The organism is Streptomyces sp. Y2F8-2, from assembly GCF_014905555.1.
GTDB classification, from domain to species: Bacteria; Actinomycetota; Actinomycetes; order Streptomycetales; family Streptomycetaceae; genus Streptomyces; species Streptomyces cynarae.
The window spans coordinates 458271-484745 of the sequence record NZ_BNGS01000001.1 but is presented as its reverse complement, the minus strand read 5'-3'; the positions used below and the strand labels follow the sequence as shown (position 1 = coordinate 484745).

The window sequence follows — 26475 nt, the reverse complement described above, 5'->3', positions numbered from 1 at the left end:
GGAAACCCTAGGTCACGGGATCCTCGGCGGTGACGGCACGGTAGGCGATCTCGGCGAGTCGTGCCTGACCGTTCCTGCTCGGGTGGAACCAGTCCCAGGGGCTCAACTGCGCGGGCCCGAAGCGGTAGTCGAAGACCGCGTTGCCGTCGAAGCGGCACCGCCGGTCCTTCGCGCACACCTCCTTCAGGACCCGGTTGTACTCCTCCACCCGCGACTGCACGGTGGCGCGCCGCTGGGTGGACGCGGCGTCCAGCGCGTCCGCGTCGCCCAGCATCGACGGGCAGATGCCCAGCTTCCACACCTGCTTGCCGAGCGCACTGGTGCGGCCCTCGGACCACAGCCGCATGAGGTTCGGCACGCTGGAGACGTACACCTGGGCGTTCGGCAGCGACCGGCGCAGGACCGCCATCGCGTCCTCGAACTGCTCGCGGAAGTCGTCGACCGGGGTCATCGCCGAGGTGGAGGAGCGGCAGGCGTCGTTGGCCCCGACCATCACCGTCACCAGCTCCGGCCTGCGCTGCACCGCCTGCGCGACCTGCCCGGCCAGGTCGGCCATCCGTGCCCCGGTCGTCGCGTAGTTCCAGCTGCGCTCCGCCGCCCCGGTCGCCCCGAGGAGCCGTACGGCCAGGCTGTCGACGCCGGTGTCGGTGCCCGTCGCCCACGACACCTGAGGGCAGTCGGACAGCACGGTGCAGGCGTCGAAGCCGCGTGTGATGGAGTCGCCGACCGCGGCGATCGAGTCGGGGGAGCGGTTCCAGACCGGTTTCGGGGACGGCCGCGACGACGGCGCGGTGCCCCGCCCCCCGTCGCCACCCGAGGCGTCGCATCCCGCGAGCCCCAGGACGACCGCGGCCGCGACCGCGGCGACGGCCCTGAAGCGGTGGCTTCGCTTCCGCATCCGTGGTCCCCTCGTTCGGCAGCGCTTCGAACACGCTGGGTCAGGCCCGCGTCCCCTTGGGTGAAACCTCGGCATTCACGGGCAACGGGACCGACGGTACGTCACACTCCTCGGCCCGCCGCACGGTAGCCTCGCCCCGTGGCCGCCCTTGCCACACCCGTTCCGCAAAGTTACAAGATGTGGCGCTCTGCCCGGAGGTTCAGGTGACGACACGTGGAGTCCTGTACGTGCACTCCGCGCCCCGCGCACTGTGCCCGCACGTCGAGTGGGCCCTCGCGGGCGTGCTGGGCACCCGCGTCAACCTCGACTGGATCCGGCAGCCCGCCGCCCCCGGCACCTGGAGATCGGAGTTCTCCTGGCAGGGCGAGGCCGGCACCGCCTCCAAGCTCGCCTCCGCGCTGCGCGGCTGGCAGCTGCTGCGCTTCGAGGTCACCGCGGAACCGTGCCCGACCGCCGAGGGCGAGCGCTACAGCTGCACCCCCGACCTGGGCATCTTCCACGCGGTCACCGGCATCCACGGCGACATCCTGATCCCCGAGGACCGGCTGCGCGCGGCCCTCATCCGCTCCCAGCGCGGCGAGAGCGACCTGGAGGCGGAACTGGCCCGGCTCCTGGGCAAGCCGTGGGACGACGAACTGGAACCGTTCCGGTACGCGGGCGAGGGAGCGCCGGTGCGCTGGCTCCACCAGGTGGTTTGAAGACCTCCGCACACGACGTGAGGGGCCCCCACCAGCCGGTGGGGGCCCCTCACGTGTAGCCCGGGGTGCTGATCAGACCGTCCGGAACGCCAGCACCACGTTGTGGCCGCCGAACCCGAACGAGTCGTTCAGCGCGGCGATCCGGCCCTCGGCCCGCAGCTTCCGGGCCTCCCCGCGGACGACGTCCGCGTTGGCCTCGGCCTCCGGGTCGATGTTCTGCACGTTGATCGTCGGCGGCGCCACCCGGTTGTACAGCGCGAGAACGGTCGCCACCGACTCCACGCCGCCCGCACCACCGAGAAGGTGACCGGTCATCGACTTGGTCGCGGAGACCGCGATGTGGTCCGCGTGGTCCCCGAACACCTTCCGCAGCGCCTTCAGTTCGGCGATGTCACCGGCCGGCGTCGAGGTGGCGTGCGCGTTGACGTGCACGATCTCCGCCGGGTCGAGGTCGCTGTTGTCCAGCAGGTTGTGCAGGGCGTGCGAGATGCCGCGGCCCTCGGGCTCGGGCTGCACGATGTCGTGGCCGTCGGCGGAGATGCCCTGGCCGACCGCCTCCGCGTAGACGCGGGCGCCGCGCTTGGCGGCGTGCTCGGCGGACTCCAGGACCAGGACGCCCGCGCCCTCACCGAGGACGAAGCCGTCACGGTCGACGTCGTAGGGACGCGAGGCGCCCTGCGGGTCGTCGTTGTTCTTGGACATCGCCATCATGTTGCCGAACGCGGCGATGGGCAGCGGGTGGATCGCCGCCTCCGTACCGCCGGCGACGACGACGTCGGCGCGGCCGGTGCGGATCATCTCGATGGCGTAGCCGATGGCCTCGGCGCCCGAAGCGCACGCGGAGACCGGGGTGTGCACACCGGCGCGGGCGCCGACGAGCAGGCCCACGTTCGCGGACGGGCCGTTCGGCATCAGCATCGGCACGGTGTGCGGGGAGACACGGCGGACGCCCTTCTCCTTCAGCACGTCGTACTGGTCGAGCAGGGTCGTCACACCGCCGATGCCGGAGGCGATGACCGCGCCGAGCCGGTCGGGGTCGACGCTTGCGTCCTCGCCCGCCGTGGCGGTGAAACCGGCGTCCGCCCAGGCCTCCTTGGCCGCGATCAGCGCGAACTGCGCCGAACGGTCCAGACGGCGGGCCTGGGGCCGCGGGATGACCTCGGACGGCTCCACGGCGATCTGCGCGGCGATGCGGACCGCCTGCTCGGCGGCCCACTCCTGCTCCAGGGGTCCGACGCCGGACTTGCCGGCGATCAGGCCCTCCCAGGTAGAGGCCGCGTCGCCACCCAGCGGTGTGGTTGCGCCGATACCGGTGACGACCACGGTGCGATTGGTCGAGCTCACGGGAATTCTTTCTCCAACGGATACGAGGATTCAGCGGCGCCACCGCCGGGTGGCGGGGCGACGGCCCGGCGACCGGACCACTGGCCCGGCGCCTGGCTGTCTGCCCAGGTGATCGGTCGATCAGGCCTGGTGCTTGAGGATGTACTCGGCGGCGTCACCGACCGTCTTGAGGTTCTTGACGTCGTCGTCGGGGATCTTGACGTCGAAGCGCTCCTCGGCGGCGACGACGACCTCGACCATGGACAGCGAGTCGACGTCCAGGTCGTCGGTGAAGGACTTGTCCAGCTGGACGTCCTCGGTGGGGATCCCGGCGATCTCGTTCACGATCTCGGCGAGACCGGCGACGATCTCTTCCTGAGTGGCGGCCATGTCAGGCGCTCCTTCGTAGATATCCATCAGGGTGTGGCGCCCGCCGCGTCAGCGGCAGGTGGTGCAGTTCCGCACCGGACCGCATGATCCGGCACGGAGTGCCTAGGGGAGGGTAACGACCGTGGCGGCGTAGACGAGACCCGCCCCGAAGCCGATGACGAGCGCGGTGTCGCCGCTCTTCGCCTCGCCGGTCGCCAGGAGCCGCTCCATCGCGAGCGGGATCGAGGCGGCCGAGGTGTTGCCGGTGGTGCGGATGTCACGGGCGACCGTGACGTGCTCCGGCAGCTTGAGAGTCTTCACCATCGAGTCGATGATCCGCACGTTGGCCTGGTGCGGGATGAAGACGTCCAGGTCGTCCGAGGTGATCCCGGCCGCGTCCAGCGCCTGCTGGGCGACCTTCGCCATCTCGAACACGGCCCAGCGGAACACCGCCTGGCCCTCCTGCGTGATCGCGGGGAACTTGACGTTGCCCTCGCTGTCCACCGGGAGCTCGGAGACGTCGCCCGTGGGGGTCCCCCCGCTCGAGCGAAGTCGAGAGTGGAATTCGTTCCACGGCACCGTCTGCTTGATCGTCTCGGACTTGTCGCCCTCCGAGCCCCACACGGTCGGACCGATGTGCGGCTCCTCGGAGGGACCCACGACGACCGCGCCGGCACCGTCGCCGAACAGGAACGCGGTGGCCCGGTCCTCCAGGTCCGTCAGGTCCGACAGCCGCTCGACGCCGATGACGAGGACGTACTCCGCGGAGCCTTCGACGACCATGCCCTTGGCGAGCGTGAGGCCGTACCCGAAGCCCGCGCAGCCCGCGGAGATGTCGAAGGCGGCGGCCTTGTTCGTGCCGAGCTTGTCGGCGATCTCGGTGGCGACGGCCGGGGTCTGACTGAAGTGGGAGACGGTGGAGACGACGACCGCGCCGATCTGGTCGGCCGCGATGCCCGCGTCGGCGATCGCCTTGCCGGCCGCCTCGATCGACATCGCGGCGACGGTCTCCTCGTCGTTCGCCCAGTGCCGGGTCTCGATGCCGGAGCGGGAGCGGATCCACTCGTCGGAGGAGTCGATCTTCTCCAGGATCACCTCGTTCGGCACCACCCGGACCGGACGGTACCCGCCGACGCCGAGGATGCGCGCGTAGGGGGCGCCTTTGCGTGCCTTGATCTTCGACATGCTCTCGCTCTCCTGATCAGGCGCTGTGCTCGGCGATGAGCTCGCGAGCCGCGTCGAGGTCGTCGGGGGTCTTCAGGGCGAGGGTCTTGACGCCCGGCAGCGCGCGCTTGGCGATGCCGGTGAGGGTGCCGCCGGGGCACACCTCGATCAGCGCGGTCGCGCCCAGCTTCTCGAAGGTCTCCATGCACAGGTCCCAGCGGACCGGGTTGGCGACCTGGCCGACCAGGCGCTTGAGCACCTCGGCACCGGTCTCGACGGTCTGCCCGTCCTTGTTGGAGACGTACGTGACCTGCGGGTCGGCGGGCGTCAGCGCCTCGGCGGCGTGCGCGAGGGCGTCGACCGCGGGGGCCATGTGGTGGGTGTGGAAGGCACCGGCCACCTTCAGCGGAACGACCCGGCGCACACCCTCCGGCTTGTCCGCCTCCAGGGCGGCGAGCTGCTCCAGGGTGCCGGCGGCCACGATCTGCCCGGCGCCGTTCACGTTCGCCGGGGTCAGGCCCAGCTTGTCCAGGTGCGGGATCGTCGTCTCGGGGTCGCCGCCGAGCAGGGCCGACATGCCGGTGGGCGTGATCGCGGCGGCGTCCGCCATGGCCAGACCCCGCTTGCGGACCAGGGTCAGCGCGGCGGTGTCGCCGAGGACGCCCGCGAAGGCCGCTGCGGTGATCTCGCCGACGCTGTGCCCGGCGACGGCGCCGGGGGTGCCCGCCGCGTCAGCGGCAGATGTGCCGATACCGAGTGCCGCGGCGGACAGCAGCCCGGCAGCCACCAGCAGGGGCTGGGCTACGGCGGTGTCCCGGATGGCGTCGGCGTCGGCCTGCGTGCCGTAGTGGACGAGGTCCAGTCCGATGGCCTCCGACCAGGCGCCGACGCGGTCGGCGGCGCCGGGGAGGTCGAGCCAGGAGGTCAGGAAGCCGGGCGTCTGGGCGCCCTGGCCGGGAGCGACGAGTACGAGCACTCTCACACTCTCTCTTGGGGACGGCCGGGGCCGCCCGTGGGGACAAGGACGAAGAACCGCAGGGGGTTTTGTGGGCCCCCGACAAAAGACTAGGTCTGGGGATCACCCTCGGCCAGACGCCCCAGGATCAGCGCGATCCGCAACGTGAACGCGGAGCGTACATCAGAGGGTGACCAACCGGTGACGTCAGTCACACGTCGGAGCCGGTAGCGGACGGTGTTCGGGTGAACGAAGAGCATGCGCGCGGCGCCCTCGAGACTGGATGCCTGCTCCAGGTACACGCTGAGCGTTTCCAGCAGCGCCGAGCCCGCCTCCTCCAGCGGTCTGTAGATCTCCTCCACCAGTTGCTCGCGCGCACCCGGATCGCCTGCGATCGCGCGCTCCGGCAGCAGATCGTCCGCCAGGACCGGGCGCGGCGCGTCCTGCCAGGCAGAACACGCCTTCAGGCCCGCGGCGGCGGCCTGCGCGGACCGGGTCGCGGCGAGCAGATCGGGCACGATCGGCCCCGCGACGACCGGCCCGGCGGCGAACGGCCCGATGAGCGACTTGGCGACGGCGAGCGGATTGTCGCTGCCGCCGGCGATGACCACGAGCCGGTCCCCGAGCACCCCGGTGAGGACCTGCAATTTGGCGTGCCGGGCAGCCCGTCGAATGGCCTCCACCGTCAACTCGCTGTCACCGTCGGGCGCCGTACCGAGCACCACGCACACATGTTCAGGCGAGTTCCAGCCAAGTGCGGCGGCCCGGCTGACGGCCCCCTCGTCGGCCTCCCCGCTGAGCACGGCGTTCACGACGAGCGACTCGAGCCGCGCGTCCCAGGCGCCGCGGGCCTCGGCGGCCTGGGCGTAGACCTGCGCGGTGGCGAAGGCGATCTCCCGCGCGTACACGAGGAGCGCCTCGCGCAGCACGGACTCGTCGCCAGGGGCGGCCACCTCGTCGATGGCGGACTCCATGACCTCGATGGTGGTGCGCACCATCTCCACGGTCTGCCGCAGGGTGATCGCCCTGGTCAGCTCGCGCGGCGCGGTGCCGAACACATCGGTGGAGATGGCCTGCGGGGCGTCCGGGTGCCGGAACCACTCGGTGAACGCGGCGATACCCGCCTGAGCCACCAGCCCGATCCAGGAACGGTTCTCCGGAGGCATCGCCCGGTACCAGGGCAGCGTCTCGTCCATGCGCGCGATGGCCTGCGCGGCGAGGCTTCCGGAAGATTTCTCCAGCCGCTTCAGGGTCGCGGCGTGCGGATGGATGGAATGCGGTGCGGGCTCGGTGAGGCGGGCTTCGGGTTCGGGCACGGGGACAAGACTGCCTTATCGGGACGGGACCGTGTGGCGGGGGTCCCTGAGCGCGGGATGTACGGGGCTACGGTGGGGCTGTGATGGACGTACGGCGCACCGGCGAGCGCTACCGCGGAGGGGACCCGGCGGCCGGGATCGAGTCCCTGCACGCCTTCAGCTTCGGCCCGCACTACGACCCGGACAATCTCCGCTTCGGCGCGGTGATCGCCTGCAACGAGGAGCGGCTCGCACCGGGCGCCGGCTTCGACGAGCACCCGCACAGCCACACGGAGATCGTCACATGGGTGGTGGAGGGCGAACTGACCCACCGCGACTCCACGGGCCACACGTCGGTGATCCGCCCCGGCGACGTCCAGCGCCTGAGCGCGGGGGCAGGCGTCCGCCACGTCGAACGCAACGACGGTGAGACCCCCCTGGTCTTCGTCCAGATGTGGCTGTCCCCCCTGACACCCGGCGGCGACCCGGTCTACGAGGTCGTCCACGGCATCGCCGACTCCACCCCGTACGCGGTCCCGGAGGCGGGCGCGATGCTCCATGTACGGCGCCTGGGCGCGGAGGAGCGGACGGCGGTGCCGGATGCGCCGTTCCTGTACGTGCACGTGGTGCGTGGCGAAGTGCTGCTGGACGGTGAGGAGTTGGGGCCGGGGGACGCGGCGCGGATCACGGACGCCAAGGACCTGGAGGCGGTGGCGGTGACGCGGGCGGAACTGCTGGTGTGGGAAATGACTCCCCAGTAGTGCGATGCCTCCGCACGCACCCTCAGGGAAGGTGACCGACCCGTGCTCGTCCTGCTGGCACTGCCCGCCCTGTTGGCGAGCCCCGTCTGGCTCATAGCGGTCGTTGTCAAGGTCCTCTCCGCCGCCCTCCCCGGACGCCGTCCGGACTGGGCCCTGGACCTGTTGCGCTGGTGCGCCGTCATGGCGGCGGTCGCAGCCGTCGGCCTCTACCTGATCGGGCTCGGCGCGGTCGACTACGCGGCGCACGAATCCGAGTCCGGCGCTGACTCGACCCCCTCCCCCTCCTGCCGTGACGTCCCCCGGGACGTGCGCGAGCACCTCGTCGGATACCGTCCGTCCCACCTGCCGTTGGGCTTCGACTGCGTCCTGGACGACGGCACGACGTATTCGGGCAGCGGCGTCTACACCTGGATGAACGCGCTCGTCGCCGCGTTCGGCCTGGGCGCCGCCGCGCTGACGGTGGCCTGGGGATGCGCGACCGAGCGCCGCGCCCGAGCGGTCAGCCCCGCACCTCCGCCAGCACCGCGTCCGTGAACGGCGTCCACGCCTCGATCGCCCACGGGCCGAAGGCGCGGTCCGTCAGCGCTACGCACGCCACCCCCGCGTCCGGATCGACCCACAGGAACGTGCCCGACTGCCCGAAGTGCCCGAACGTTCGCGGCGAGGACGAAGAACCCGTCCAGTGCGGCGACTTCGAGTCGCGGATCTCGAACCCCAACCCCCAGTCGTTCGGGTTCTGGTGCCCGTACCCGGGCAGCACCCCCTTCGTCCCGGGGTACTGCACCGTCATCGCCTCCGCCACCGTGCGCACATCGAGCAGTCGCGGCGCCTGCACCTCCGCCGCGAACCGCGCCAGGTCCGCCACCGTGGAGACGCCGTCCTTCGCCGGGGAGCCGTCGAGGGTCGTGGACGTCATGCCGAGCGGCTCCAGCACTGCCTGCCGGGCGTACTCGGCGAACGGGATGTCCGTCGCCTTCGCCACATGGTCGCCCAGCACCTCGAACCCCGCGTTCGAGTACAGCCGCCGCTCCCCGGGCGCCGACGTCACCCGGTGCTCGTCGAAGGCCAGCCCGGAGGTGTGCGCGAGCAGATGACGCACCGTGGCGCCGGACGGCCCCGCCGGCTCGTCGAGCTCGATCGCACCCTCCTCGTACGCGACGAGCACCGCGTACGCGGCGAGCGGCTTGGTGACCGAGGCCAGCGGGAAGCGGTGGTCGACCGGACCGTGCGCACCGAGGACGGTGCCGTCCGCGCGGACGACCGCCGCGGCGGCGGCGGGAACGGGCCAGTTCTCGATCAGTGCCAGGCTCTGCAGGGGCATGCCCCCGAGCCTAAGCGGCTCACAGCTGCAACCGCATCGAGGGGTCCGGCTTGCGCACGAAGCCCAGCGACGCGTACAGCGGCTCCGCTTCGGCGGACGCGTTCAGGTCGACCTGGGGGACCTCCTGCTCCCGGAACCAGCCCAGCAGCTCCTCCATGCAGGCGCGGGCATAGCCGCGGCGGCGCGCGTCCGGATCCGTGGCGACGCTGAAGACGTGCCCCACCCGCCCGTGCGGATTGCCCGCCCGCCCGATCCGGTACTCGATCGTCCCGGCCACCAGCGCCGCCAGCGCCCCCGGCCGCTCCGGATGGTCCACGACGAACGCCGCGAAGCCGCCGTCCGGATCGGCGAGCCGGCCGCGCAGGGTCGGCAGGGACTCCTCGTGCCACTTCGTGGACGAGGCGGAGGGGGCGGAGGAGCCGGTCGAGAAGACCGAGTCGATCATCACCTGGCGCAGGCGCAGCACTTCGTCGGCGTCCTCGGGCACGGCCCGGCGTACGAGACTCATGTCCCGCACGCTAGTCACAGCCCGTCGTCCGGGTCTCGCCATTTTCATTGCATTCCGCTTGCTTGGAGTGCACTCGAAGGCCCTAGCGTGGAGGCCATGACGGTGATCGAGACCTTGGCCCAGGCGGCCGAAAACGGGACCGACATCTGCGGCGTACCGCCCGGGCGGCACCCCCGCCCCGATGGACAGGACAGTTACACGATCAGCGAGGTCGTCGCCTTCACCGGCCTGACGGCGCACACCCTGCGCTGGTACGAGCGGATCGGGCTGATGCCCAACGTGGACCGCTCGCACACCGGGCAGCGCCGCTACTGCAACGCCGACCTGGACTGGCTCGATCTCGTCGGCAAGCTCCGGCTCACCGGCATGCCCGTCGCCGACATGGTGCGCTACGCCGAGCTGGTCCGCGCCGGAGACCACACGTATGCCGAGCGCTACGAACTCCTGGAGGCGACCCGCCGGGACGTGCTCGCCCGGATCGCGGAGCTGCAGGACACGCTCGCGGTGCTCAACCGGAAGATCGATTTCTACGCGGACGCCGGGCGCGCCCTGGCGTCGGAGAGGCCCTGATGACGGACAGCAGGATCACGCAGGTGCGGCTCGGCGACGACGGCCCCGAGGTGGGTGTGCAGGGCCTCGGCTGCATGGGCATGAGCTTCGCGTACGGCCCCGCGGACGCCGAGGAGTCGCGTGCCACCCTGGAGCGGGCGCTGGAGCTCGGCGTCACCCTGTACGACACGGCGGACATGTACGGCGCGGGCGAGAACGAGCGGTTCCTGTCGCCGTTCTTCAAGGCGCACCGGGACGAGGTCGTCATCGCCACCAAGTTCGCGATCTCGACCTCGCCCGACGACCCGTTCAAGCGGGTCGTCCGCAACGACCCGCCCTACATCCGTCAGTGCGTCGAGGCGAGCCTGAAGCGCCTGGACGTCGACGTGATCGACCTCTACTACATGCACCGCCGGGACGTGAACGTCCCGATCGAGGAGTCCGTCGGCACGATGGCGGAGCTGGTGCGCGAGGGCAAGGTCAAGCACCTGGGGCTGAGCGAGGTCACCGCCGACGAACTCCGGGCGGCCCGGGCCGTCCACCCGATCGCCGCCGTGCAGTCGGAGTGGTCGCTGTTCAGCCGTGACATCGAGGCCCATGTGGTGCCGGCCGCCAAGGAGCTGGGCGTGGCCCTGGTGCCGTACTCGCCGCTCGGCCGAGGCTTCCTCACGGGCTCCTTCTCGAACGCGGAGACGGACCTCACCGACCAGGACTTCCGCCGTACGATGCCCCGCTTCACCGGCGAGAACGCGGCCGCCAACGTGGCGCTCCTCGAACCGATCCGGTCGGTCGCGAAGGCCCACGGCGCCTCACCGGCGCAGATCGCACTGGCCTGGGTGCAGCAGCAGGCCACGGTGCGCGGCCTCGCGGTGGTCCCCATCCCGGGTACGACCAAGCGCCACCGCGTCGAGGAGAACGTGGAGGCCGCACGCATCGTCCTGACGGAGGAGGAGCTGTCCCTGCTGGAGCCGATCGCGGCCAAGGTGGCGGGCGACCGCTACCCGGACATGAGCTTCACGTCGGTGGGGCGGGAGTAGGGCGCGTCGCACGGGCCGGAGTGGTACGCCCCGACAGGGGCGCTGGCCTGCGACATCGTGGGGCTCCGCCGCGATGGGGGCACAGGGAGGTCGCCCCGCCCCCGGCGGAGCTCTAAAGCTCCGCCAGCAACTCCGCCTTCTTCACGGAGAACTCCTCGTCCGTGACGAGCCCCGCCTCATGCAGCTCCCCGAGGTGGCGAATCCGCTCGGCGATGTCCGCCGGGTCCCGCCGGGGGGCGGGCACGGCGACCGGGGCGGTGCCCGCGCCGCGCACCGCGGCCAGCACCGCCGCGGCGAACGGCAACGACTCATGCACCGGGCCGTAGCCGAGCCCGAACACCACAGCCGCCGGGTCCTGGTCCGGCTGAGCCGGCGGCAGGCCACCCGCATCTCGGCGCAGCAACCGCAGGTACCCGTCGAACACCTCGGGCGAGCGCCACTCCACCCCGCTGAGGCCGGTGACCGGGAAACTCTGGTCGCCGGCCTTCCACTTGGCCGAGGACGCGCCCGTCCAGAACCAGCGGAAGGACACCGCCTTGCCGTCGAAGGACGCCTTCCCGTCGTATGCCTTGAACTGCAGCGGCGCCTCGGGCGGCGCGACCAGGAACCGCTCGGCCGGCGTGCCGTCCCCTCCGATACGGGCGCGCAGCTCGTCCGCGTAGTACTCGGCCAGGGTCTCGCGGGCGGCGGGCAGGACCAGCCGGTAGGGGTCGGAGGTCTCCTTGAGCTGTCCGTCCGCCGCTTCCATCAGCGGGTCGGCGCCGGGTCTCGGCACCGCGTGCAGGACCACGGTCCCGCGTCTGCCCGGGCTCAGTGCGACCCCCGCGATCGCCTCCAGGGGGATACGGCGCTGCCCCAGCGCCTGGAACAGCTTCGGTGTGCGGATCCCCCGTTCGAAGCGGATGAGCACGGAGTCGGACTCGAACTCCCAGACGGCATGAAATCCGGCCAGTACGTCACCCATGCGGCTCATCGTATGCGGCACGCGCTCCTCCGTCGCTCCCCGAGCAGACCGCAATTCCTGGTCTTCTACGCGCGTCCGACCGGCACCGTGCCGGGCAGATCGGCCCGGCACGCGTCATCGTCGCGTGCGCAGTGCACCGCGTCGTACGCCCCGACGCCGATCTCGGCGAAGTTGCGCAGGCTCTCGGTGCCCGGCGCGAAGTAGCCGGCGTGCCCCTGCGCCCCCTGTGCGGACAGCACCCTCGCGCCGAAGCCGCGGGAGACCGGGTCGGCGCCGTGGCCGAGGCCCCCGACCTCCAGGTACGGCACGTCCTGGATCCAGTCGTCGGCGTCCCGCATGGCCCACACCCGGGCCGTGGTGTGCAGCCCGGTGGCCGACTCGGTGCGCATGCCGGGGCTGCCCGCCACCGTTATGTCGGACACCCGTGCGGGCAGCGTGCGCGCGGCGATCCCGCACAGCACCGAGCCGTAGCTGTGGCAGTACAGCTGGACGGACGACCGGCCGGGCAGGGCGCGCAGCAGGGCGTTCAGCCGGACGGCGCCCACCTCGGCGCGCATCGCGGTCGCCGCCTCCATGCCGAGGCCGCTGGGCGAGGTGTAGTCGGCCCAGGCGATCACGGCCGTACGGGTCCCGGGGCTCGCCGCACGCTCCGCCGTGTACAGCGACTGGGCCATGCCGACCGGGGCCGAGTACTTGCGGACGGTGCGCTGGAAGGTGAGCAGGTCGGTGTCGACACCGGGTACGACGACCGAGACCCGCCGGGCGGAGTCCAGGTCGCCGAAGACCTCCGCGATGCGGCCCGAACCGTCCGGGTCGAAGGCGAGGATCTGCCGGCCCTGCTGCATCAGCGCCTCGAAGCGGTGCATGAGGCGGCCCGCCGCCTGCTGGCCCACCGACGACAGCCGGTCGTCGTGCATCCGGGCGCGCTCGACCCTCCGCTGCTGGTCGAGGGCGATGCGGTTGGCCTCGTAACGCAGGCCCACCGGCGCGCCGTTCATGTTGCCGACCGCGAGCGGGTAACGGTGGGCGAGCCGGGAGCGCTGGTGGGCGCTGAGCGAGGAGAAGAAGCGGGCGAGGTGGGCCGGGGAGTCGCCGGGGTCCGGCAGCCTGTGCCCGGCGATCGTGCCGTGCTCCCACGCAGAACGCGACGCCTCGAGGGGCGTCGCGCCACGGTGGCTGCGCACGGCGGTCCAGCCGGTCGTCGTGAGCATCACGAAGACCACGGCCAGCGCGAGCAGTGCGCGCCAGACGTTGAGTTGCGGGGAGGTGTCGAAGGAAGTCACTGGGAGGACACACTAGGAGAACGAGAGGGTCTCGCGTTAACCGAGTGACGCGTCTCACGTTTCCTATATGCCAATTAGGGCAAAACGGGTAGGCCTTGCGTTCGATCATCACGCTAAGTCGATGAGGCGCACACCACTTGGCACACGCTGTCACCGAGAGGTCACTCGCCCGGCGGCCGGCGCCTCCGAGTGTGCCGGGAATTCACTTGACGCCCGCGGGGCCGACACACAATCAGTTCCCGCGGTATGCGTACGTCGTCACTCCGTGCGCCACTTGTCCGCCAACGCGGGGCGGAGGGCGTCGAGATACGAGGCCGTCAGCTCGCGGATCGCGTCCACGCTGGTGTCGCCTCCCGCGCACCACAGGCGCTCCGTGACCCGGATCACCCCGCCGAACACGGCCACCGCGACACGCGGCCGCGGGTCCGTGTCCACGTCGAGTCCCTCACGCTCGGCGATGATCCGGGCGATCTCCTCCTCCAGCTCCGCCGAGCGGCGCAGATGGGTGGCGAACAGGGAGGGTGTCGACTCGATCAACCGGTAGGTGCGCATGTGGAGTTCCACCGGGACGATCCGCTCGATGGCCTCGCCGATGCCGTCCCAGCCCTCCAGCACCGCCTGCCGCAGCGCCTCCAAAGGGGCCTCGTCGAGCGGCCGTCCGCGCAGGAGGTCGACGAAATGCTCCTCCGCGACGGACTGGGCGAAGAAGACGACGTCCTCCTTGCCGGCGAAGTACCGGAAGAAGGTGCGCTGCGAGACGTCCACGGCCTCGGCGATGTCGTCGACGGTCGTCTCCTCGTACCCCCGGGTGGTGAACAGCTCCAGGGCGGCACGCAACAGCGCGTCCCGGGTGCGCTGCTTCTTGCGCTCACGCAGACCCGGCCGCGACGCCGTTTCCATCAGTCCTCATTCCGTTCATCAGTCCCGTTCACACTATCCGGGAGCGGCGTGACAGTTACCGACTTGTGAAATGGTTTGTCAATTGTCAGTGGCTGTCACTAGCCTCGAACGCATGACTAGTCAGACCGTCGACACGACAGGGCCGGGGGACAAGGCGCCGGCAGCCCCGTCGGACCCCGCGCCGGGCAGGGGGCTGCGCGGGCACCCGTGGTTCACCCTGATCACCGTTGCCGTGGGGGTCATGATGGTGGCCCTGGACGGCACCATCGTGGCCATCGCCAACCCGGCCATCCAGAAGGACCTGGGCGCCAGCTTCGCCGATGTCCAGTGGATCACCAACGGCTACTTCCTCGCCCTCGCGGTGTCCCTGATCACCGCGGGCAAGCTCGGCGACCGCTTCGGCCACCGGCAGACCTTCCTCATCGGCGTGACCGGCTTCGCCGCCGCGTCGGGCGCGATCGGCCTGTCGCACAGCATCGCCGCGGTCGTCACCTTCCGCGTCTTCCAGGGCCTGTTCGGCGCGCTGCTGATGCCGGCCGCGCTCGGCCTGCTGCGGGCCACCTTCCCGGCCGAGAAGCTGAACATGGCGATCGGCATCTGGGGCATGGTCATCGGCGCCTCCACCGCGGGCGGCCCGATCCTCGGCGGCGTCCTCGTCGAGCACGTCAACTGGCAGTCGGTGTTCTTCATCAACGTTCCGGTCGGCGCCCTCGCCCTGGTCCTGGGCCTGCTGATCCTGACCGACCACCGCGCCGAGAACGCGCCGCGCGCCTTCGACATCCTCGGCATCGCGCTGCTGTCCGGCGCCATGTTCTGCCTGGTCTGGGCGCTGATCAAGGCCCCGACATGGGGCTGGGGCGACGGGAAGACCTGGCTGTTCATCGGAGCGTCCGTGCTGGGCTTCGCCCTCTTCTCCGTCTGGGAGACGAAGGTGAAGGAGCCGCTGATCCCGCTGTCGCTGTTCCGCTCGGTGCCGCTGTCCGCGGGTGTCGTCCTGATGGTCCTGATGGCGATCGCCTTCATGGGCGGCCTGTTCTTCGTCACCTTCTACCTGCAGAACGTGCACGGGATGAGCCCGATCGAGGCCGGCCTGCACCTCCTGCCGCTGACCGGCATGATGATCGTCGGCTCCCCGCTCGCGGGCGCGCTGATCACCAAGCTGGGCCCGCGCATCCCGCTCGCCGGCGGCATGGCCGCCACCGCCGTCGCCATGTACGGCATGTCCACGCTCGAGGCCGGCACGGGGAGCGCCGTCATGTCGCTGTGGTTCGCCCTCCTGGGCCTTGGCCTGGCGCCCGTGATGGTCGGTGCCACCGAGGTCATCGTCGGCAACGCGGCCATGGAGCTGTCCGGTGTGGCCGGCGGTCTCCAGCAGGCCGCCATGCAGATCGGCGGCAGCCTCGGTACGGCCGTGCTGGGCGCCGTGATGGCCTCCAAGGTGGACCACGACCTGCCCGGCAACTGGAAGGACGCGGGGCTCCCGCCGCTCAGCCAGGCCCAGCTGGACCAGGCCTCCGAGGCGGTGCAGGTCGGGGTCGCCCCGGTGCCGAAGGGCACGCCGGAGGCGTTCGCCGCGAAGATCACCTCCGTCGCGCACGACACGTTCATCTCCGGGATGAGCCTCGCCTCCCTCGTCGCGGCCGGGGTCGCGGCCGTGGCCGTACTGGTCGCGCTGCTCACCAAACGCGGGGAGAACGCGGAGGCGGGCGCGGGCGCCGCGCACATCTGACGCCGCCCGGGGGCAAGTTCGCTCATCAGGGTGAAGGCGCTCAAGATCCCTCCCGCCGGGCGCGTGCCGCGGGTCACAGTGGGTCACGTCCTGCGGTGCGCTGCTGGAGGGGGGCAGCGCATCGGCAGGACTGAAACGCGAAACGGGGGTACCCGCACATCAGCCCGAACCGACGGCCGAGTTCAGGGAGATGATGATGGCGGGCTTCGGACACGGCACGCGCAGGTACCCCCGCTCACGGAGCCGGATGTGGTCCCGGAGCGGGCCGGATCGCGCGACGCTCGGGATCGTCGGAGTCATCTGTGCGATCGCGGGCTTCTTCGCCCTCGGCATCATCCTGGGCCCGGTCGCGGTCGTCTGCGGCTGGCTGGCCATGGGCCGCACCTGGACGGGAAACCGTTCGGTGCCGGCCCTGGTGGCCGTGGTCCTGGGAGCGATCGACACGCTCCTGGCGATCGTGTGGCTGGCGGGCGGGGCGCCGGGGTTGACGTAGCGCAGCTGCGGGCAGTCGTGAACTCCCCGGCACGGGGCTAACCCCGCTGCCCCTCCCGCTCCCGCACCAGCGAGGCGACCTCCGCGCGAAGCGCCCGCACCTCCTCCGTCAGCGCCTCGATCGCCGCGGTCTGCCGCCGCTCCTCGACGTCGTCCTTCTCGAACCGCGCGATGAACCACGCGGCGATGTTCGCGGTCACCACACCCAGCAGGGCTATGCCCGACAGCATCAGCCCGACGGCGATCATCCGCCCCAGCCCGGTGGTCGGCGCATGATCCCCGTACCCGACAGTCGTCATCGTCGTGAACGACCACCACACCGCGTCGCCCAGCGTCCTGATGTTCCCGCGCGGCGACTCCCGTTCCACCGACAGCACGGCCAGCGACCCGAACATCAGCAGCCCGATCACCGCTCCGCCGACATACGTCGTCAGCCGGATCTGCGAGGCCATCCGCGCCCGCCGCCCCACGAGTATCAGCGTGGCCACCATCCGCAGCAGTCTGAGCGGCTGCAGCATCGGCAGGATCACCGCGCACAGGTCCAGCCAGTGCGTCCGTACGAACTCACGCCGCCGGCCGGACAGCGCCAGCCGCACCAGGTAGTCGGCGGCGAACGCCGCCCACACCGCCCACTCCGCCACCGCGCAAGCGGTCGCCACTGCCCGGCTCGCCCCGCTGTCCACGATCGGCACCGCGTACGCGACGCCGAACAGGACCGCCAGCGCCAGCAGGGGGCGCTGGGTGAGGTCCTCCCAACGGGCCTGCGCCGACTGCTCGTTCATGCCCGCATCGTAAAGAACGTAAAGAGATATGACGACGAAGGGCGGCGGGAGCCGGGCCCCGCCGCCCTTCGGCCGTCACCGCCGCTACCGCTCAACCCGAGCGCGGCGTGACGTCACGCGTCGCCACCCGCCGCGCCCGGGTCCGCCGCCGTCACATCCAGCAGCTGATACCGGTCGATGGCCTGCTTCAGCACCGAGCGGTCGACCTTCCCCTCCTTCGCCAGCTCCGCGAGCACCGCCACGACGACGGACTGCGCGTCGATGTGGAAGAAGCGGCGCGCCGCACCGCGCGTGTCGGCGAAGCCGAAGCCGTCCGCGCCCAGTGACTGGTACGTGCCCGGCACCCAGCGCGCGATCTGGTCCGGCACCGACCGCATCCAGTCGGACACCGCCACGAACGGCCCCTGAGCACCGCTGAGCTTCCGCGTCACGTACGGGACGCGCTGCTCCTCCTCCGGGTGCAGCAGGTTGTGCTCCTCGCACGCCACCGCCTCGCGCCGCAGCTCGTTCCAGGAGGTGGCCGACCAGACGTCGGCCTTCACGTTCCACTCCTCGGCGAGGAGCTTCTGCGCCTCGATCGCCCAGGGCAGAGCGACGCCCGAGGCCATGATCTGCGCCGGGACGCTGCCCGCCGTGCCCTCGCTGAAGCGGTAGATGCCCTTGAGGATGCCCTCGACGTCCACGTTCGCCGGCTCGGCCGGGTGCTGGATCGGCTCGTTGTAGACGGTGAGGTAGTAGAAGACGTCCTCGCCGTGCGGGTGCTCGGGCGAGGAACCGTACATCCGGCGCAGGCCGTCCTGGACGATGTAGGCGATCTCGTAGGCGAACGCCGGGTCGTAGGCCACGCACGCCGGGTTGGTGGAGGCGAGCAGCTGCGAGTGGCCGTCCGCGTGCTGCAGGCCCTCACCGGTCAGTGTCGTACGTCCGGCGGTCGCGCCGAGGACGAAGCCGCGCGCCAGCTGGTCGGCCATCTGCCAGAACTGGTCGCCGGTGCGCTGGAAACCGAACATCGAGTAGAAGACGTACACCGGGATGAGCGGCTCGCCGTGCGTGGCGTACGCCGAACCCGCCGCGATCAGCGACGCCGTGCAGCCCGCCTCGGAGATGCCGTCGTGCAGCATCTGCCCGGTCGGCGATTCCTTGTACGCGAGCAGCAGGTCCCGGTCCACGGCCTCGTACTGCTGACCGAGCGGGTTGTAGATCTTCGCGCTCGGGAAGAACGAGTCCATGCCGAAGGTGCGGTACTCGTCGGGCGCGATCAGTACGAACCGCCTGCCGAGCTCCTTGTCCCGCATGAGGTCCTTCAACAGCCGTACGAACGCCATGGTCGTGGCGATGGACTGCTGACCGGAGCCCTTCTTCACAGTCGCGTACGTCTTGTCGTCCGGCAGCGCCAGCGGCTTCGACCGCACGACGCGCGTCGGGACGTACCCGCCGCACGCCTTGCGCATGTCGTGCATGTACTGGATCTCCTCCGAGTCCCGGCCCGGGTGGTAGTACGGCGGCGGGCCGGACTCCAGCTCCTTGTCGGAGATCGGCAGGTGCAGGCGGTCCCGGAAGTGCTTGAGGTCGGTGACCGTCAGCTTCTTCATCTGGTGGGTGGCGTTGCGGCCCTCGAAGTTCGGGCCCAGCGTCCAGCCCTTGATCGTCTTGGCCAGGATCACCGTCGGCTGGCCCTTGTGGGCCTTCGCCGCGGAGAACGCGGCGTAGATCTTGCGGTGGTCGTGACCGCCGCGGCCCAGGTGCAGGATCTGGTCGTCGGTCATGTTCTCGACCATCGCGCGCAGCCGCAGGTCGTCGCCGAAGAAGTGCTCGCGGATGTACGCGCCGGACTCGGTGGCGTACGTCTGGAACTGGCCGTCGGGCGTCGTGTTCATCTTGTTGACCAGCACGCCGTCCCGGTCCCGGGCCAGCAGCGGGTCCCAGGAGCGGTCCCAGATGAGCTTGATCACGTTCCAGCCGGCGCCACGGAAGACCGACTCCAGCTCCTGGATGATCTTGCCGTTGCCGCGCACCGGGCCGTCCAGGCGCTGCAGGTTGCAGTTGACGACGAAGGTCAGGTTGTCCAGGCCCTCGCGGGCGGCGATCGTCAGCTGTCCGAGCGACTCGGGCTCGTCCATCTCGCCGTCGCCCAGAAAGGCCCACACGTGCGACTTGGAGGCGTCGGCGATGCCGCGCGCCTCCATGTAGCGGTTCATCCGCGCCTGGTAGATCGCGCCGATCGGGCCGAGGCCCATGGAGACCGTCGGGAACTCCCAGAAGTCCGGCATCGACCGCGGGTGCGGGTAGCTGGAGAGGCCGTACGGGGACTTGGACTTCTCCTGGCGGAAGCCGTCCAGGTGCTGCTCGGTGAGCCGGTCCAGGAGGTACGCGCGGGCGTAGATGCCCGGGGAGGCGTGCCCCTGGAAGAAGACCTGGTCGCCGCCGTCGCCCTCGTCCTTGCCGCGGAAGAAGTGGTTGAAGCCCACGTCGTACAGCGAGGCGGAGGAGGCGAACGTCGCGATGTGACCGCCGACGCCGATGCCCGGGCGCTGGGCGCGGGAGACCATGACGGCGGCGTTCCACCGGGTGGCGTTGAGGATCTTGCGCTCGATCTCCTCGTTTCCGGGGAAGAACGGCTCGTCCTTGGTCGCGATGGTGTTGACGTAGTCCGTGCTGCGCATCTCGGGCACGGCCACACGCCGCTCACGGGCCCGCTCGATCAGACGGAGCATCAGGTAGCGGGCCCGCTCACGGCCGCGCTGGTCCACGGCGGCGTCGAGCGAGTCGAGCCACTCCTGGGTTTCCTCGGGATCGAAGTCAGGAACCTGACTCGGAAGGCCGCCAATGATGATCGGATTGCGATCGGATCCGGAAGCCACGCTGTTCCTTACCTGTCAGAGGGCCACTTTTTTCCTGTGCCTGCACCGGTCCCCATCGTGTACCTCGGGGAAGTGAAACGTCATCTCTACCGCGAGGTAACCACGGCGGCGGACCGGATGTTCAGGGGCGGGCCCGATCAAAACGCAACGATACGCCCAGGCCGTGACGCGCCCCGCAAAGTCATTCGGGACTCGTACCCGCGGATGATTCCGGAATGCGCAAACCGGGCAGAACGGTGTGGTGTAGGTCACCTCGCGGCGCGATACGGTGCCTGGAGTTGCGGCGACACGGCCGGGATCGTCACCGTTTCGGCGGTCTGAACCGCCGGGTACTTGCGCGATCCGCCCCGCCCGTGTGGACTACGGCCAATGCTTCGCGTACGCGCGTGGCTGAGATACTCACCAACACATGATCAGGAGGCAACCCGTGAGCGCGACCGCGGACCACGCGGAGGAGCGGACGAACCCTGCCGTGAGGCTGGGGTTCCAGCCCGAGCAGGTGGTCCAGGAGATCGGCTACGACGACGATGTCGACCAGGAGCTTCGCGAGGCCATCGAGGAAGTTGTCGGCAGCGAGCTCGTGGACGAGGACTACGACGACGTTGCCGATGCCGTGGTGCTGTGGTTCCGCGACGAGGACGGCGACCTGACGGATGCGCTGGTGGACGCCACCACGTACGTCGAAGAAGGCGGCTCGATCCTGCTCCTCACGCCGAAGACCGGCCGAACGGGCTACGTGGAGCCCAGCGACATCTCGGAGGCCGCGACGACGGCGGGTCTGTCGGCGTCCAAGAGCGTCAGTGTGGGCAAGGACTGGAGCGGCTCGCGTCTGGTGACGCCGAAGGCGGCGAAGTCCAAGCGGTGACGCTCCGCTGGGGTGCCGTGCGCTGAGCGGTGCCCCCGTCTGGGTGGCCGCAGCCGGGGGCTGCGCCCCCAGACCCCATCGGCCTGAACGGCCTCGTCCTCGATCTCCGCCAAGCTCTTCGAGCAGGGGGCACCCCCAGGACGGGCTGGTTTCGCCCAGCCCGTCCGTGAGCGTGCCCTGGTCGCTGCGTAGGGTGGTCCTGCCTCAACCGTCCCGTCGAAAGGGAAGCAGGACCATGGCGATCCAGGTCGGCGACAAGGCCCCCGACTTCGAGCTCAAGGACAACCACGGCAGGGCCGTGAAGCTCTCGGACTTCCGCGGTCAGAAGAACGTGGTGCTGCTCTTCTACCCGTTCGCCTTCACCGGCGTGTGCACCGGCGAGCTGTGCGCGCTGCGCGACAACCTGCCGAAGTTCGTCAACGACGACACCCAGCTGCTCGCCGTCTCCAACGACTCCATCCACACCCTGCGTGTCTTCGCCGAGCAGGAGGGCCTGGAGTACCCGCTGCTGTCCGACTTCTGGCCGCACGGCAACATTTCGCGCGCCTACGGCGTCTTCGACGAGGACAAGGGTTGCGCGGTGCGCGGGACCTTCATCATCGACAAGGAGGGCGTCGTGCGGTGGACCGTCGTCAACGGCCTGCCGGACGCGCGCGACCTGAACGAGTACGTGAAGGCGCTCGACACCCTGTGATCCCGTGTCGAAGGGTCCGCCCGAGGGGCGCGCCCCTTCGGCTTACTTCGGTTCCAAGGCCTGTGGGGCGTGGGAACCCGTCACTAGGATCGACTCGTTGATCCGGTACATCGCACGACGGGGCTCCCCGCCCCTGGACACCAATGGAGGGACTCGTGGGAGTCAGCCTCAGCAAGGGCGGCAACGTATCGCTGACCAAGGAGGCCCCCGGCCTGACCGCGGTCCTCGTGGGACTCGGCTGGGACGTCCGCACCACCACCGGCACCGACTTCGACCTGGACGCCAGCGCTCTGCTGCTGAACTCGTCGGGCAAGGTGGCCAGCGACCAGCACTTCGTGTTCTTCAACAACCTCAAGAGCCCCGACGGCTCCGTCGAGCACACGGGTGACAACCTCACGGGTGAGGGCGAGGGCGACGACGAGGTGATCAAGGTCAACCTCGCCGGTGTGCCGGCGGACGTCGACAAGATCGTCTTCCCGGTGTCGATCTACGACGCCGAGAACCGTCAGCAGTCCTTCGGCCAGGTGCGCAACGCGTTCATCCGCGTGGTGAACCAGGCCAACCAGCAGGAGATCGCGCGGTACGACCTGAGCGAGGACGCGTCCACGGAGACCGCCATGGTGTTCGGCGAGCTGTACCGCCATGGCACCGAGTGGAAGTTCCGTGCCATCGGCCAGGGCTACGCCTCGGGCCTGCGGGGCATCGCCCAGGACTTCGGCGTCAACGTCTGAGCCGAGCGCACCAGCCCACGGACTCCTCCGCACCGTCCGGCGCGGGCGGTGCGGGGAGCCGTCTGCTGCGCGAGGGCCGTGTGCCCCTCGGGGCTCGTCGGCCTGCCTCCGGCCTCGACGACTCGCCCGCGCGGCACCACGCCTCCGGCCGCCGAGGGTTTCCCCTCCGGTCACCGGGGGAGAAACCAGGACCACCGGGGGAGCCCCCGACCAGCCGGGGGAAGAAACCCTCATCGCCGGGGTCGACTCCATCGCCGGGGCCGACCCATCAGTGGGGCCGACCCTCAGTGGGCCGACCCATCAATGGGGCCAAGCCCGAGCAACGGGGTGAAGCCCTGCCACCGGGGCCGGCCTCGTCACCGGGGCACCACCCCGGCCACCGGGGGAGGAAACCCCCGCGACCGGGGGATCAGCCCCCGGCCACCGGGGGCTTTCGCTCCCGGGGCAACCACGTACCGGGGAGGATCAGGATCATGGGCGTCACGCTCGCCAAGGGAGGCAACGTCTCCCTGTCCAAGGCCGCGCCGAACCTCACGCAGGTGATGATCGGGCTCGGCTGGGACGCGCGCTCCACCACCGGGGCCCCCTTCGACCTCGATGCCAGCGCACTGCTGTGCAGCGGCGGTCGGGTTCTCGGTGACGAGTGGTTCGTCTTCTACAACCAGCTCAAGAGCCCCGACGGCTCTGTCGAACACACCGGCGACAACCTCACCGGTGAGGGTGAGGGCGACGACGAGAGCATCCTGGTGGACCTCTCCAAGGTCCCGCCCCAGTGCGACAAGATCGTCTTCCCGGTCTCCATCCACCTCGCCGATGAGCGCGGTCAGACGTTCGGCCAGGTCAGCAATGCCTTCATCCGTGTCGTCAACCAGGCCGACGGCCAGGAGCTCGCCCGCTACGACCTCAGCGAGGACGCCTCCACCGAAACGGCCATGATCTTCGGCGAGGTCTACCGCCACAGCGGCGAATGGAAGTTCCGCGCCGTGGGTCAGGGGTACGCGTCCGGCCTGCGCGGCATCGCTCTCGACTTCGGAGTGAACGTTTCGTAAAGGGGCTCTCCGCTGTGCCCGCCTCCAGGCCTTTGCCCTCCCGGACCTGCGATGTTCCGGTACGGCTTGACCACATGTCCCGGCTGGACCGGGACCCCTCTAGACTCTGTGGTCAATGTTGGGTAAAGCCGGGTACGGCGACGGGTAGCCCCGTACACATACGGATTGGGTAGCCAGTGCTTCTGAAAACCTTCGGCTGGTCGTTCGTGGTCACCGCGGTCGGCTTGGCCCTGGCGGTCCTCTATGGGGGGTGGACCGCCTTCGGCATCGTGGCGATCCTCTCCATCCTCGAGATCTCGCTGTCCTTCGACAACGCGGTGGTCAACGCCGGAATCCTGAAGAAGATGAACGCCTTCTGGCAGAAGATCTTCCTCACGGTCGGCGTGCTGATCGCGGTCTTCGGCATGCGACTGGTCTTCCCCGTCGTCATCGTCGCCGTCACCGCGAAGAAGAACCCCATAGACGCCGTCAACCTCGCGCTGACGGACAAGGACCAGTACCAGCAGCTCGTCACCGACGCCCACCCGGCGATCGCGGCGTTCGGCGGTATGTTCCTGCTGATGATCTTCCTCGACTTCATCTTCGAGGACCGGGACATCCAGTGGCTGCGCTGGATCGAGCGTCCGCTCGCCAAGCTCGGCAAGGTCGACATGCTGTCGGTCTGCATCTCGCTGATCGTCCTGCTGATCGCCTCCATGACCTTCGCAGCCCACGCCCACCAGCACGGCGGCGCGCACGTCGACAAGGCGCAGACGGTGCTCATCTCCGGTATCGCCGGTCTGATCACCTACATGATCGTCGGCGGTCTCTCCGGTTACTTCGAGGACAAGCTCGAGGAAGAGGAGGAGCGCGAGCACGAGGAGGAGGAAGAGGCCGCCCGCAGCGGCAAGCCGCGCTCGGCGGTGCTCCTGGCCGGCCAGGCCGCGTTCTTCATGTTCCTCTACCTGGAGGTCCTGGACGCGTCCTTCTCCTTCGACGGCGTGATCGGCGCGTTCGCCATCACCAACGACATCGTCCTGATGGCGCTCGGCCTCGGCATCGGCGCGATGTACGTGCGGTCGCTGACGGTCTACCTGGTCCGCCAGGGCACCCTCGACGACTACGTCTACCTGGAGCACGGCGCCCATTACGCGATCGGCGCGCTCGCCGTGATCCTCCTCGTCACCATCCAGTACGAGATCAACGAGGTGGTCACCGGCCTCGTCGGCGTCGTCCTGATCGCAGCGTCCTTCTGGTCCTCCGTGCGCCGCAACCGAGCGCTCGCCGCGGCCGAGGGAAAAGCGACGGCCTCGGACGAGAAGACTGAGGTCTCGTCCGGGGTGTGATGGGACGCGGGGCGAGGAACGCTCTGTGCGGGGCGGTCGCGAGGAGGCGTCCTCGGCGGCCGCCCCGCGGCTGTGGAACCGGTGGGACGTGTAGGTGCAGGGGGCGGGCATGGGTTTCTGGGACGGCGTGTGGCGCGCGCGGGCGACGGACTTCGACTCGGGCAGCGCGGCGACCAACGCGATCGAACTGACCAAGCGGCACCACCGGGTCTCGCTCACCAAGCAGGGCGCGGCGAGCGGCAACCTGCGCATCAACCTTTCGTGGCGCATGCGGACGTCCGACATAGGCGGCCCCGAGCGCGGCAGCCTGCTCCGCAACCCGCTGCGGTTCTTCACCCCCGAGGTCGTGCAGGCGCACACCCAGAGCATGGTCAACGTGGACCTCGACCTGGGGTGCCTGTACGAGCTGAGCGACGGCACGAAGGGCGTGGTGCAGCCGCTGGGCAGCTTCTACGGGGAGCTCAACGACCCGCCGTACATCAAGCTGAGCGGCGACGACCGGTTCGGCTCCGGCTCCGGTGAGACGATCTTCGTCAACCTCGACCACCGGGACGACTTCAAGCGGCTGCTGATCTTCGTCTACATCTACGACCAGACGCCGGCGTTCGACCGTACCCACGCCCACGTCACGCTCTACCCGAGCAGCGGCCCCCGCATCGAGATCGGCCTCGACGAACGCCACCCCCAGGCCCGCTCCTGCGCGGTCGTCCTCATCGAGAACGTCAAGGGCGAGATCATCGTCCGCCGGGAGGTGAGGTTCGTCTACGGCTTCCAGGCAGAGCTGGACCGCCTGTACGGCTGGGGCCTGCAGTGGGGCCGCGGCTACAAGACCAAGGCGTAGCCGTCGTACGTGGGCTGCGGGCAAGCGTCAGCCGTCGTGGCCGCGGGCAGTCGTGCCTCCCCGGGAAACCGGAGCCGCCGGGAGCGCCTAACCCTGGCGCCCGATGAACTGCGGCCCCTGCGGCGGCAGCTTGAAGTCGGGGTCCGGCACCGGCAGTGCCGTCTGCGGATAGCCGTACGCGGGCACCGGCGCAGTCTGCGGATACCCGTACGCCGGCTGCGGATACCCGTAAGCGGGCTGCACCGGGGCAGTCGCAGGCGCAGCCACAGCCGCGGTCCCCGCCTCCGCCGGATACCCGTACGCCGCAGGCGCCCCCACCGGCTGCTCCGGCGGCAACGGCACCGACCCCTCCGCCGCGGGAACCGGCACCTCCGGCGCAGGAACCGGCACCTCCGGCGCAGGAACCGGCACCTCCGGCGCAGGAGCCGCCGCCGCCTCCTCCGACTCGTCCACCGAGATGCCGAAGTCGTTCGCGAGGCCCTTCAGCCCGTTGGTGTATCCCTCACCCAGCGCCCGGAACTTCCAGTCCTCCCCCCGCCGGTACAGCTCCCCGCAGATCAGCGCCGTCTCCGCGCCCGTCTCCGGCTTGACGTCGAAGTACGCCAGCGGCTCCCCCTCCAGGACCCCCGCGTCGTACAGCAGGATGCGCAGCCCTCGCACCCGGTCGAACGTGACGTCGTCCGCCGAGGCGACCAGCAGGATCCGCCCCACCCCCGGCTCGACACCCGCCAGGTCCGTCTGGATGGTGTCGGTCAGCCCGTCCGTCTCCCGTTTCTTCCCGAGCAGCCGGACCTTCCCGGACGGATGCCGGGGCTGGTTGTAGAAGACGAAGTCCTCGTCGGACCGCACACGACCGTCGGAACCCAGGAGCAGCGCCGAGGCGTCGACCTCGGGCACGCCCTGCCCCGGCGCCCAGCGCAGCACCGCCCGTACCGCCGTGGCCTCGAGCAGTACGTTCGACCCCTTCACCATCGCGTGCGTCATGCCCGTCATCCTGCCCTCTCCGTCCTGGTCACGACAACGCGGGGGCCATCCGTCCGCATGTTCTCCGCACGTGCGTCGACACGGCCGAGTTACCTGA

Annotated in this window: 27 protein-coding genes; 13 read left to right on the top strand and 14 right to left on the bottom strand. The window is 70.2% G+C overall.

Annotated features, from left to right (window positions below):
• Nucleotides 1–7: 7 nt before the first annotated feature.
• Complete coding sequence (locus SY2F82_RS02235) at nucleotides 8–898, bottom strand: SGNH/GDSL hydrolase family protein (RefSeq protein WP_200417202.1); 891 nt, start codon at nucleotides 896–898, stop codon at nucleotides 8–10.
• A 203-nt stretch (nucleotides 899–1101) separates the two neighbouring features.
• Between SY2F82_RS02235 and SY2F82_RS02230 the strand changes: the two genes are divergently transcribed.
• Nucleotides 1102–1596, top strand: coding sequence for a DUF3145 domain-containing protein (locus tag SY2F82_RS02230; protein WP_200417201.1), 495 nt, complete (start codon nucleotides 1102–1104; stop codon nucleotides 1594–1596).
• A 72-nt stretch (nucleotides 1597–1668) separates the two neighbouring features.
• Here SY2F82_RS02230 and fabF read toward each other — a convergent pair whose 3' ends face one another.
• From fabF to fasR, 5 genes are all read right to left on the bottom strand, one after another.
• Nucleotides 1669–2940: a beta-ketoacyl-ACP synthase II gene (fabF, locus tag SY2F82_RS02225; RefSeq protein WP_200417200.1), complete on the bottom strand. Its 1272-nt coding sequence runs from the start codon at nucleotides 2938–2940 to the stop codon at nucleotides 1669–1671.
• Between the two features lie 120 nt (nucleotides 2941–3060).
• A complete protein-coding gene (locus SY2F82_RS02220; RefSeq protein WP_043440034.1) occupies nucleotides 3061–3309 on the bottom strand; it encodes an acyl carrier protein in 249 nt (82 codons plus the stop codon).
• A gap of 102 nt (nucleotides 3310–3411) precedes the next feature.
• Nucleotides 3412–4473 carry a ketoacyl-ACP synthase III gene (locus tag SY2F82_RS02215; RefSeq protein ID WP_200417199.1) on the bottom strand — a complete coding sequence of 354 codons (1062 nt, stop codon included), beginning with the start codon at nucleotides 4471–4473 and terminating at the stop codon, nucleotides 3412–3414.
• A 16-nt stretch (nucleotides 4474–4489) separates the two neighbouring features.
• Nucleotides 4490–5428, bottom strand: coding sequence for an ACP S-malonyltransferase (locus SY2F82_RS02210; RefSeq protein WP_200417198.1), 939 nt, complete (start codon nucleotides 5426–5428; stop codon nucleotides 4490–4492).
• Between the two features lie 89 nt (nucleotides 5429–5517).
• A complete protein-coding gene (gene fasR / locus SY2F82_RS02205) occupies nucleotides 5518–6723 on the bottom strand; it encodes a fatty acid biosynthesis transcriptional regulator FasR (RefSeq protein WP_200417197.1) in 1206 nt (401 codons plus the stop codon).
• A gap of 80 nt (nucleotides 6724–6803) precedes the next feature.
• Between fasR and SY2F82_RS02200 the strand changes: the two genes are divergently transcribed.
• Nucleotides 6804–7463 carry a pirin family protein gene (locus SY2F82_RS02200; RefSeq protein WP_236041050.1) on the top strand — a complete coding sequence of 220 codons (660 nt, stop codon included), beginning with the start codon at nucleotides 6804–6806 and terminating at the stop codon, nucleotides 7461–7463.
• A 42-nt stretch (nucleotides 7464–7505) separates the two neighbouring features.
• Complete coding sequence (locus SY2F82_RS02195) at nucleotides 7506–7997, top strand: hypothetical protein (protein ID WP_200417196.1); 492 nt, start codon at nucleotides 7506–7508, stop codon at nucleotides 7995–7997.
• Here the strand turns inward: SY2F82_RS02195 and SY2F82_RS02190 are convergent.
• On the bottom strand, nucleotides 7963–8784 hold the full coding sequence (locus SY2F82_RS02190; protein ID WP_200417195.1) for a serine hydrolase: 822 nt from the start codon (nucleotides 8782–8784) through the stop codon (nucleotides 7963–7965). The genes SY2F82_RS02195 and SY2F82_RS02190 overlap by 35 nt on opposite strands.
• Nucleotides 8785–8803: 19 nt before the next feature.
• A complete protein-coding gene (locus SY2F82_RS02185; RefSeq protein WP_200417194.1) occupies nucleotides 8804–9292 on the bottom strand; it encodes a GNAT family N-acetyltransferase in 489 nt (162 codons plus the stop codon).
• 96 nt (nucleotides 9293–9388) lie between these two features.
• Between SY2F82_RS02185 and SY2F82_RS02180 the strand changes: the two genes are divergently transcribed.
• Nucleotides 9389–9862, top strand: coding sequence for a MerR family transcriptional regulator (locus tag SY2F82_RS02180; RefSeq protein WP_200417193.1), 474 nt, complete (start codon nucleotides 9389–9391; stop codon nucleotides 9860–9862).
• Nucleotides 9862–10878, top strand: a complete 1017-nt coding sequence (locus SY2F82_RS02175) for an aldo/keto reductase (protein WP_200417192.1) — start codon at nucleotides 9862–9864, stop codon at nucleotides 10876–10878. Before SY2F82_RS02180 ends, SY2F82_RS02175 begins: the two co-directional genes overlap by 1 nt.
• Nucleotides 10879–10990: 112 nt before the next feature.
• Here SY2F82_RS02175 and SY2F82_RS02170 read toward each other — a convergent pair whose 3' ends face one another.
• The 3 genes from SY2F82_RS02170 to SY2F82_RS02160 all read right to left on the bottom strand — a co-directional run bounded on the left by SY2F82_RS02170 (nucleotide 10991) and on the right by SY2F82_RS02160 (nucleotide 14025).
• Entirely contained in the window at nucleotides 10991–11842 is an 852-nt protein-coding gene (locus SY2F82_RS02170) for a DUF4429 domain-containing protein (RefSeq protein WP_200417191.1), read from the bottom strand.
• Nucleotides 11843–11907: 65 nt separating this feature from the next.
• Nucleotides 11908–13125 carry an alpha/beta hydrolase gene (locus tag SY2F82_RS02165; protein WP_200417190.1) on the bottom strand — a complete coding sequence of 406 codons (1218 nt, stop codon included), beginning with the start codon at nucleotides 13123–13125 and terminating at the stop codon, nucleotides 11908–11910.
• Between the two features lie 258 nt (nucleotides 13126–13383).
• Nucleotides 13384–14025, bottom strand: a complete 642-nt coding sequence (locus tag SY2F82_RS02160; protein ID WP_200417189.1) for a TetR family transcriptional regulator — start codon at nucleotides 14023–14025, stop codon at nucleotides 13384–13386.
• A 112-nt stretch (nucleotides 14026–14137) separates the two neighbouring features.
• Here SY2F82_RS02160 and SY2F82_RS02155 point away from each other — a divergent pair, with 112 nt between their 5' ends.
• Together SY2F82_RS02155 and SY2F82_RS02150 are read left to right on the top strand one after the other, a co-directional pair.
• A complete protein-coding gene (locus SY2F82_RS02155; RefSeq protein WP_200417188.1) occupies nucleotides 14138–15754 on the top strand; it encodes an MFS transporter in 1617 nt (538 codons plus the stop codon).
• Nucleotides 15755–15947: 193 nt separating this feature from the next.
• On the top strand, nucleotides 15948–16247 hold the full coding sequence (locus tag SY2F82_RS02150; protein ID WP_200417773.1) for a small hydrophobic protein: 300 nt from the start codon (nucleotides 15948–15950) through the stop codon (nucleotides 16245–16247).
• Between the two features lie 37 nt (nucleotides 16248–16284).
• Here SY2F82_RS02150 and SY2F82_RS02145 read toward each other — a convergent pair whose 3' ends face one another.
• Both SY2F82_RS02145 and aceE read right to left on the bottom strand, forming a co-directional pair.
• A complete protein-coding gene (locus SY2F82_RS02145; protein ID WP_200417187.1) occupies nucleotides 16285–17028 on the bottom strand; it encodes a potassium channel family protein in 744 nt (247 codons plus the stop codon).
• Between the two features lie 113 nt (nucleotides 17029–17141).
• Nucleotides 17142–19889, bottom strand: a complete 2748-nt coding sequence (gene aceE / locus SY2F82_RS02140) for a pyruvate dehydrogenase (acetyl-transferring), homodimeric type (RefSeq protein WP_200417186.1) — start codon at nucleotides 19887–19889, stop codon at nucleotides 17142–17144.
• A gap of 427 nt (nucleotides 19890–20316) precedes the next feature.
• On the opposite strand from aceE, the gene SY2F82_RS02135 reads away from it, so the two are divergent.
• From SY2F82_RS02135 to SY2F82_RS02110, 6 genes are all read left to right on the top strand, one after another.
• Nucleotides 20317–20754 (top strand): DUF3052 domain-containing protein, encoded by a 438-nt coding sequence (locus SY2F82_RS02135; RefSeq protein WP_200417185.1) that lies wholly within the window; start codon nucleotides 20317–20319, stop codon nucleotides 20752–20754.
• A 235-nt stretch (nucleotides 20755–20989) separates the two neighbouring features.
• Complete coding sequence (locus SY2F82_RS02130) at nucleotides 20990–21448, top strand: peroxiredoxin (protein WP_200417184.1); 459 nt, start codon at nucleotides 20990–20992, stop codon at nucleotides 21446–21448.
• Between the two features lie 155 nt (nucleotides 21449–21603).
• Complete coding sequence (locus SY2F82_RS02125; RefSeq protein WP_200417183.1) at nucleotides 21604–22179, top strand: TerD family protein; 576 nt, start codon at nucleotides 21604–21606, stop codon at nucleotides 22177–22179.
• A 473-nt stretch (nucleotides 22180–22652) separates the two neighbouring features.
• A complete protein-coding gene (locus tag SY2F82_RS02120; RefSeq protein WP_200417182.1) occupies nucleotides 22653–23228 on the top strand; it encodes a TerD family protein in 576 nt (191 codons plus the stop codon).
• 176 nt (nucleotides 23229–23404) lie between these two features.
• On the top strand, nucleotides 23405–24553 hold the full coding sequence (locus SY2F82_RS02115) for a DUF475 domain-containing protein (protein WP_200417181.1): 1149 nt from the start codon (nucleotides 23405–23407) through the stop codon (nucleotides 24551–24553).
• Between the two features lie 109 nt (nucleotides 24554–24662).
• Nucleotides 24663–25394, top strand: coding sequence for a Tellurium resistance (locus tag SY2F82_RS02110; RefSeq protein ID WP_200417180.1), 732 nt, complete (start codon nucleotides 24663–24665; stop codon nucleotides 25392–25394).
• 87 nt (nucleotides 25395–25481) lie between these two features.
• On the opposite strand, the gene SY2F82_RS02105 is transcribed toward SY2F82_RS02110, so the two are convergent.
• Nucleotides 25482–26378, bottom strand: a complete 897-nt coding sequence (locus tag SY2F82_RS02105; protein ID WP_200417772.1) for a TerD family protein — start codon at nucleotides 26376–26378, stop codon at nucleotides 25482–25484.
• Between the last annotated feature and the right edge of the window lie 97 nt (nucleotides 26379–26475).

Excerpts from the sequence above, each read along its gene's own strand:
- SY2F82_RS02215 (WP_200417199.1), bottom strand. The coding sequence starts at position 4,473 with ATGTCGAAGATCAAGGCACGCAAAGGCGCCCCCTACGCGCGCATCCTC.
- SY2F82_RS02150 (WP_200417773.1), top strand. The coding sequence starts at position 15,948 with ATGATGGCGGGCTTCGGACACGGCACGCGCAGGTACCCCCGCTCACGG.
- SY2F82_RS02190 (WP_200417195.1), bottom strand. The coding sequence starts at position 8,784 with ATGCCCCTGCAGAGCCTGGCACTGATCGAGAACTGGCCCGTTCCCGCC.
- SY2F82_RS02235 (WP_200417202.1), bottom strand. The coding sequence starts at position 898 with ATGCGGAAGCGAAGCCACCGCTTCAGGGCCGTCGCCGCGGTCGCGGCC.
- SY2F82_RS02180 (WP_200417193.1), top strand. The coding sequence starts at position 9,389 with ATGACGGTGATCGAGACCTTGGCCCAGGCGGCCGAAAACGGGACCGAC.
- SY2F82_RS02155 (WP_200417188.1), top strand. The coding sequence starts at position 14,138 with ATGACTAGTCAGACCGTCGACACGACAGGGCCGGGGGACAAGGCGCCG.
- SY2F82_RS02130 (WP_200417184.1), top strand. The coding sequence starts at position 20,990 with ATGGCGATCCAGGTCGGCGACAAGGCCCCCGACTTCGAGCTCAAGGAC.
- SY2F82_RS02120 (WP_200417182.1), top strand. The coding sequence starts at position 22,653 with ATGGGCGTCACGCTCGCCAAGGGAGGCAACGTCTCCCTGTCCAAGGCC.
- SY2F82_RS02105 (WP_200417772.1), bottom strand. The coding sequence starts at position 26,378 with ATGACGCACGCGATGGTGAAGGGGTCGAACGTACTGCTCGAGGCCACG.
- SY2F82_RS02145 (WP_200417187.1), bottom strand. The coding sequence starts at position 17,028 with ATGAACGAGCAGTCGGCGCAGGCCCGTTGGGAGGACCTCACCCAGCGC.
- SY2F82_RS02110 (WP_200417180.1), top strand. The coding sequence starts at position 24,663 with ATGGGTTTCTGGGACGGCGTGTGGCGCGCGCGGGCGACGGACTTCGAC.
- SY2F82_RS02185 (WP_200417194.1), bottom strand. The coding sequence starts at position 9,292 with ATGAGTCTCGTACGCCGGGCCGTGCCCGAGGACGCCGACGAAGTGCTG.
- SY2F82_RS02170 (WP_200417191.1), bottom strand. The coding sequence starts at position 11,842 with ATGGGTGACGTACTGGCCGGATTTCATGCCGTCTGGGAGTTCGAGTCC.
- SY2F82_RS02160 (WP_200417189.1), bottom strand. The coding sequence starts at position 14,025 with ATGGAAACGGCGTCGCGGCCGGGTCTGCGTGAGCGCAAGAAGCAGCGC.
- SY2F82_RS02220 (WP_043440034.1), bottom strand. The coding sequence starts at position 3,309 with ATGGCCGCCACTCAGGAAGAGATCGTCGCCGGTCTCGCCGAGATCGTG.
- SY2F82_RS02175 (WP_200417192.1), top strand. The coding sequence starts at position 9,862 with ATGACGGACAGCAGGATCACGCAGGTGCGGCTCGGCGACGACGGCCCC.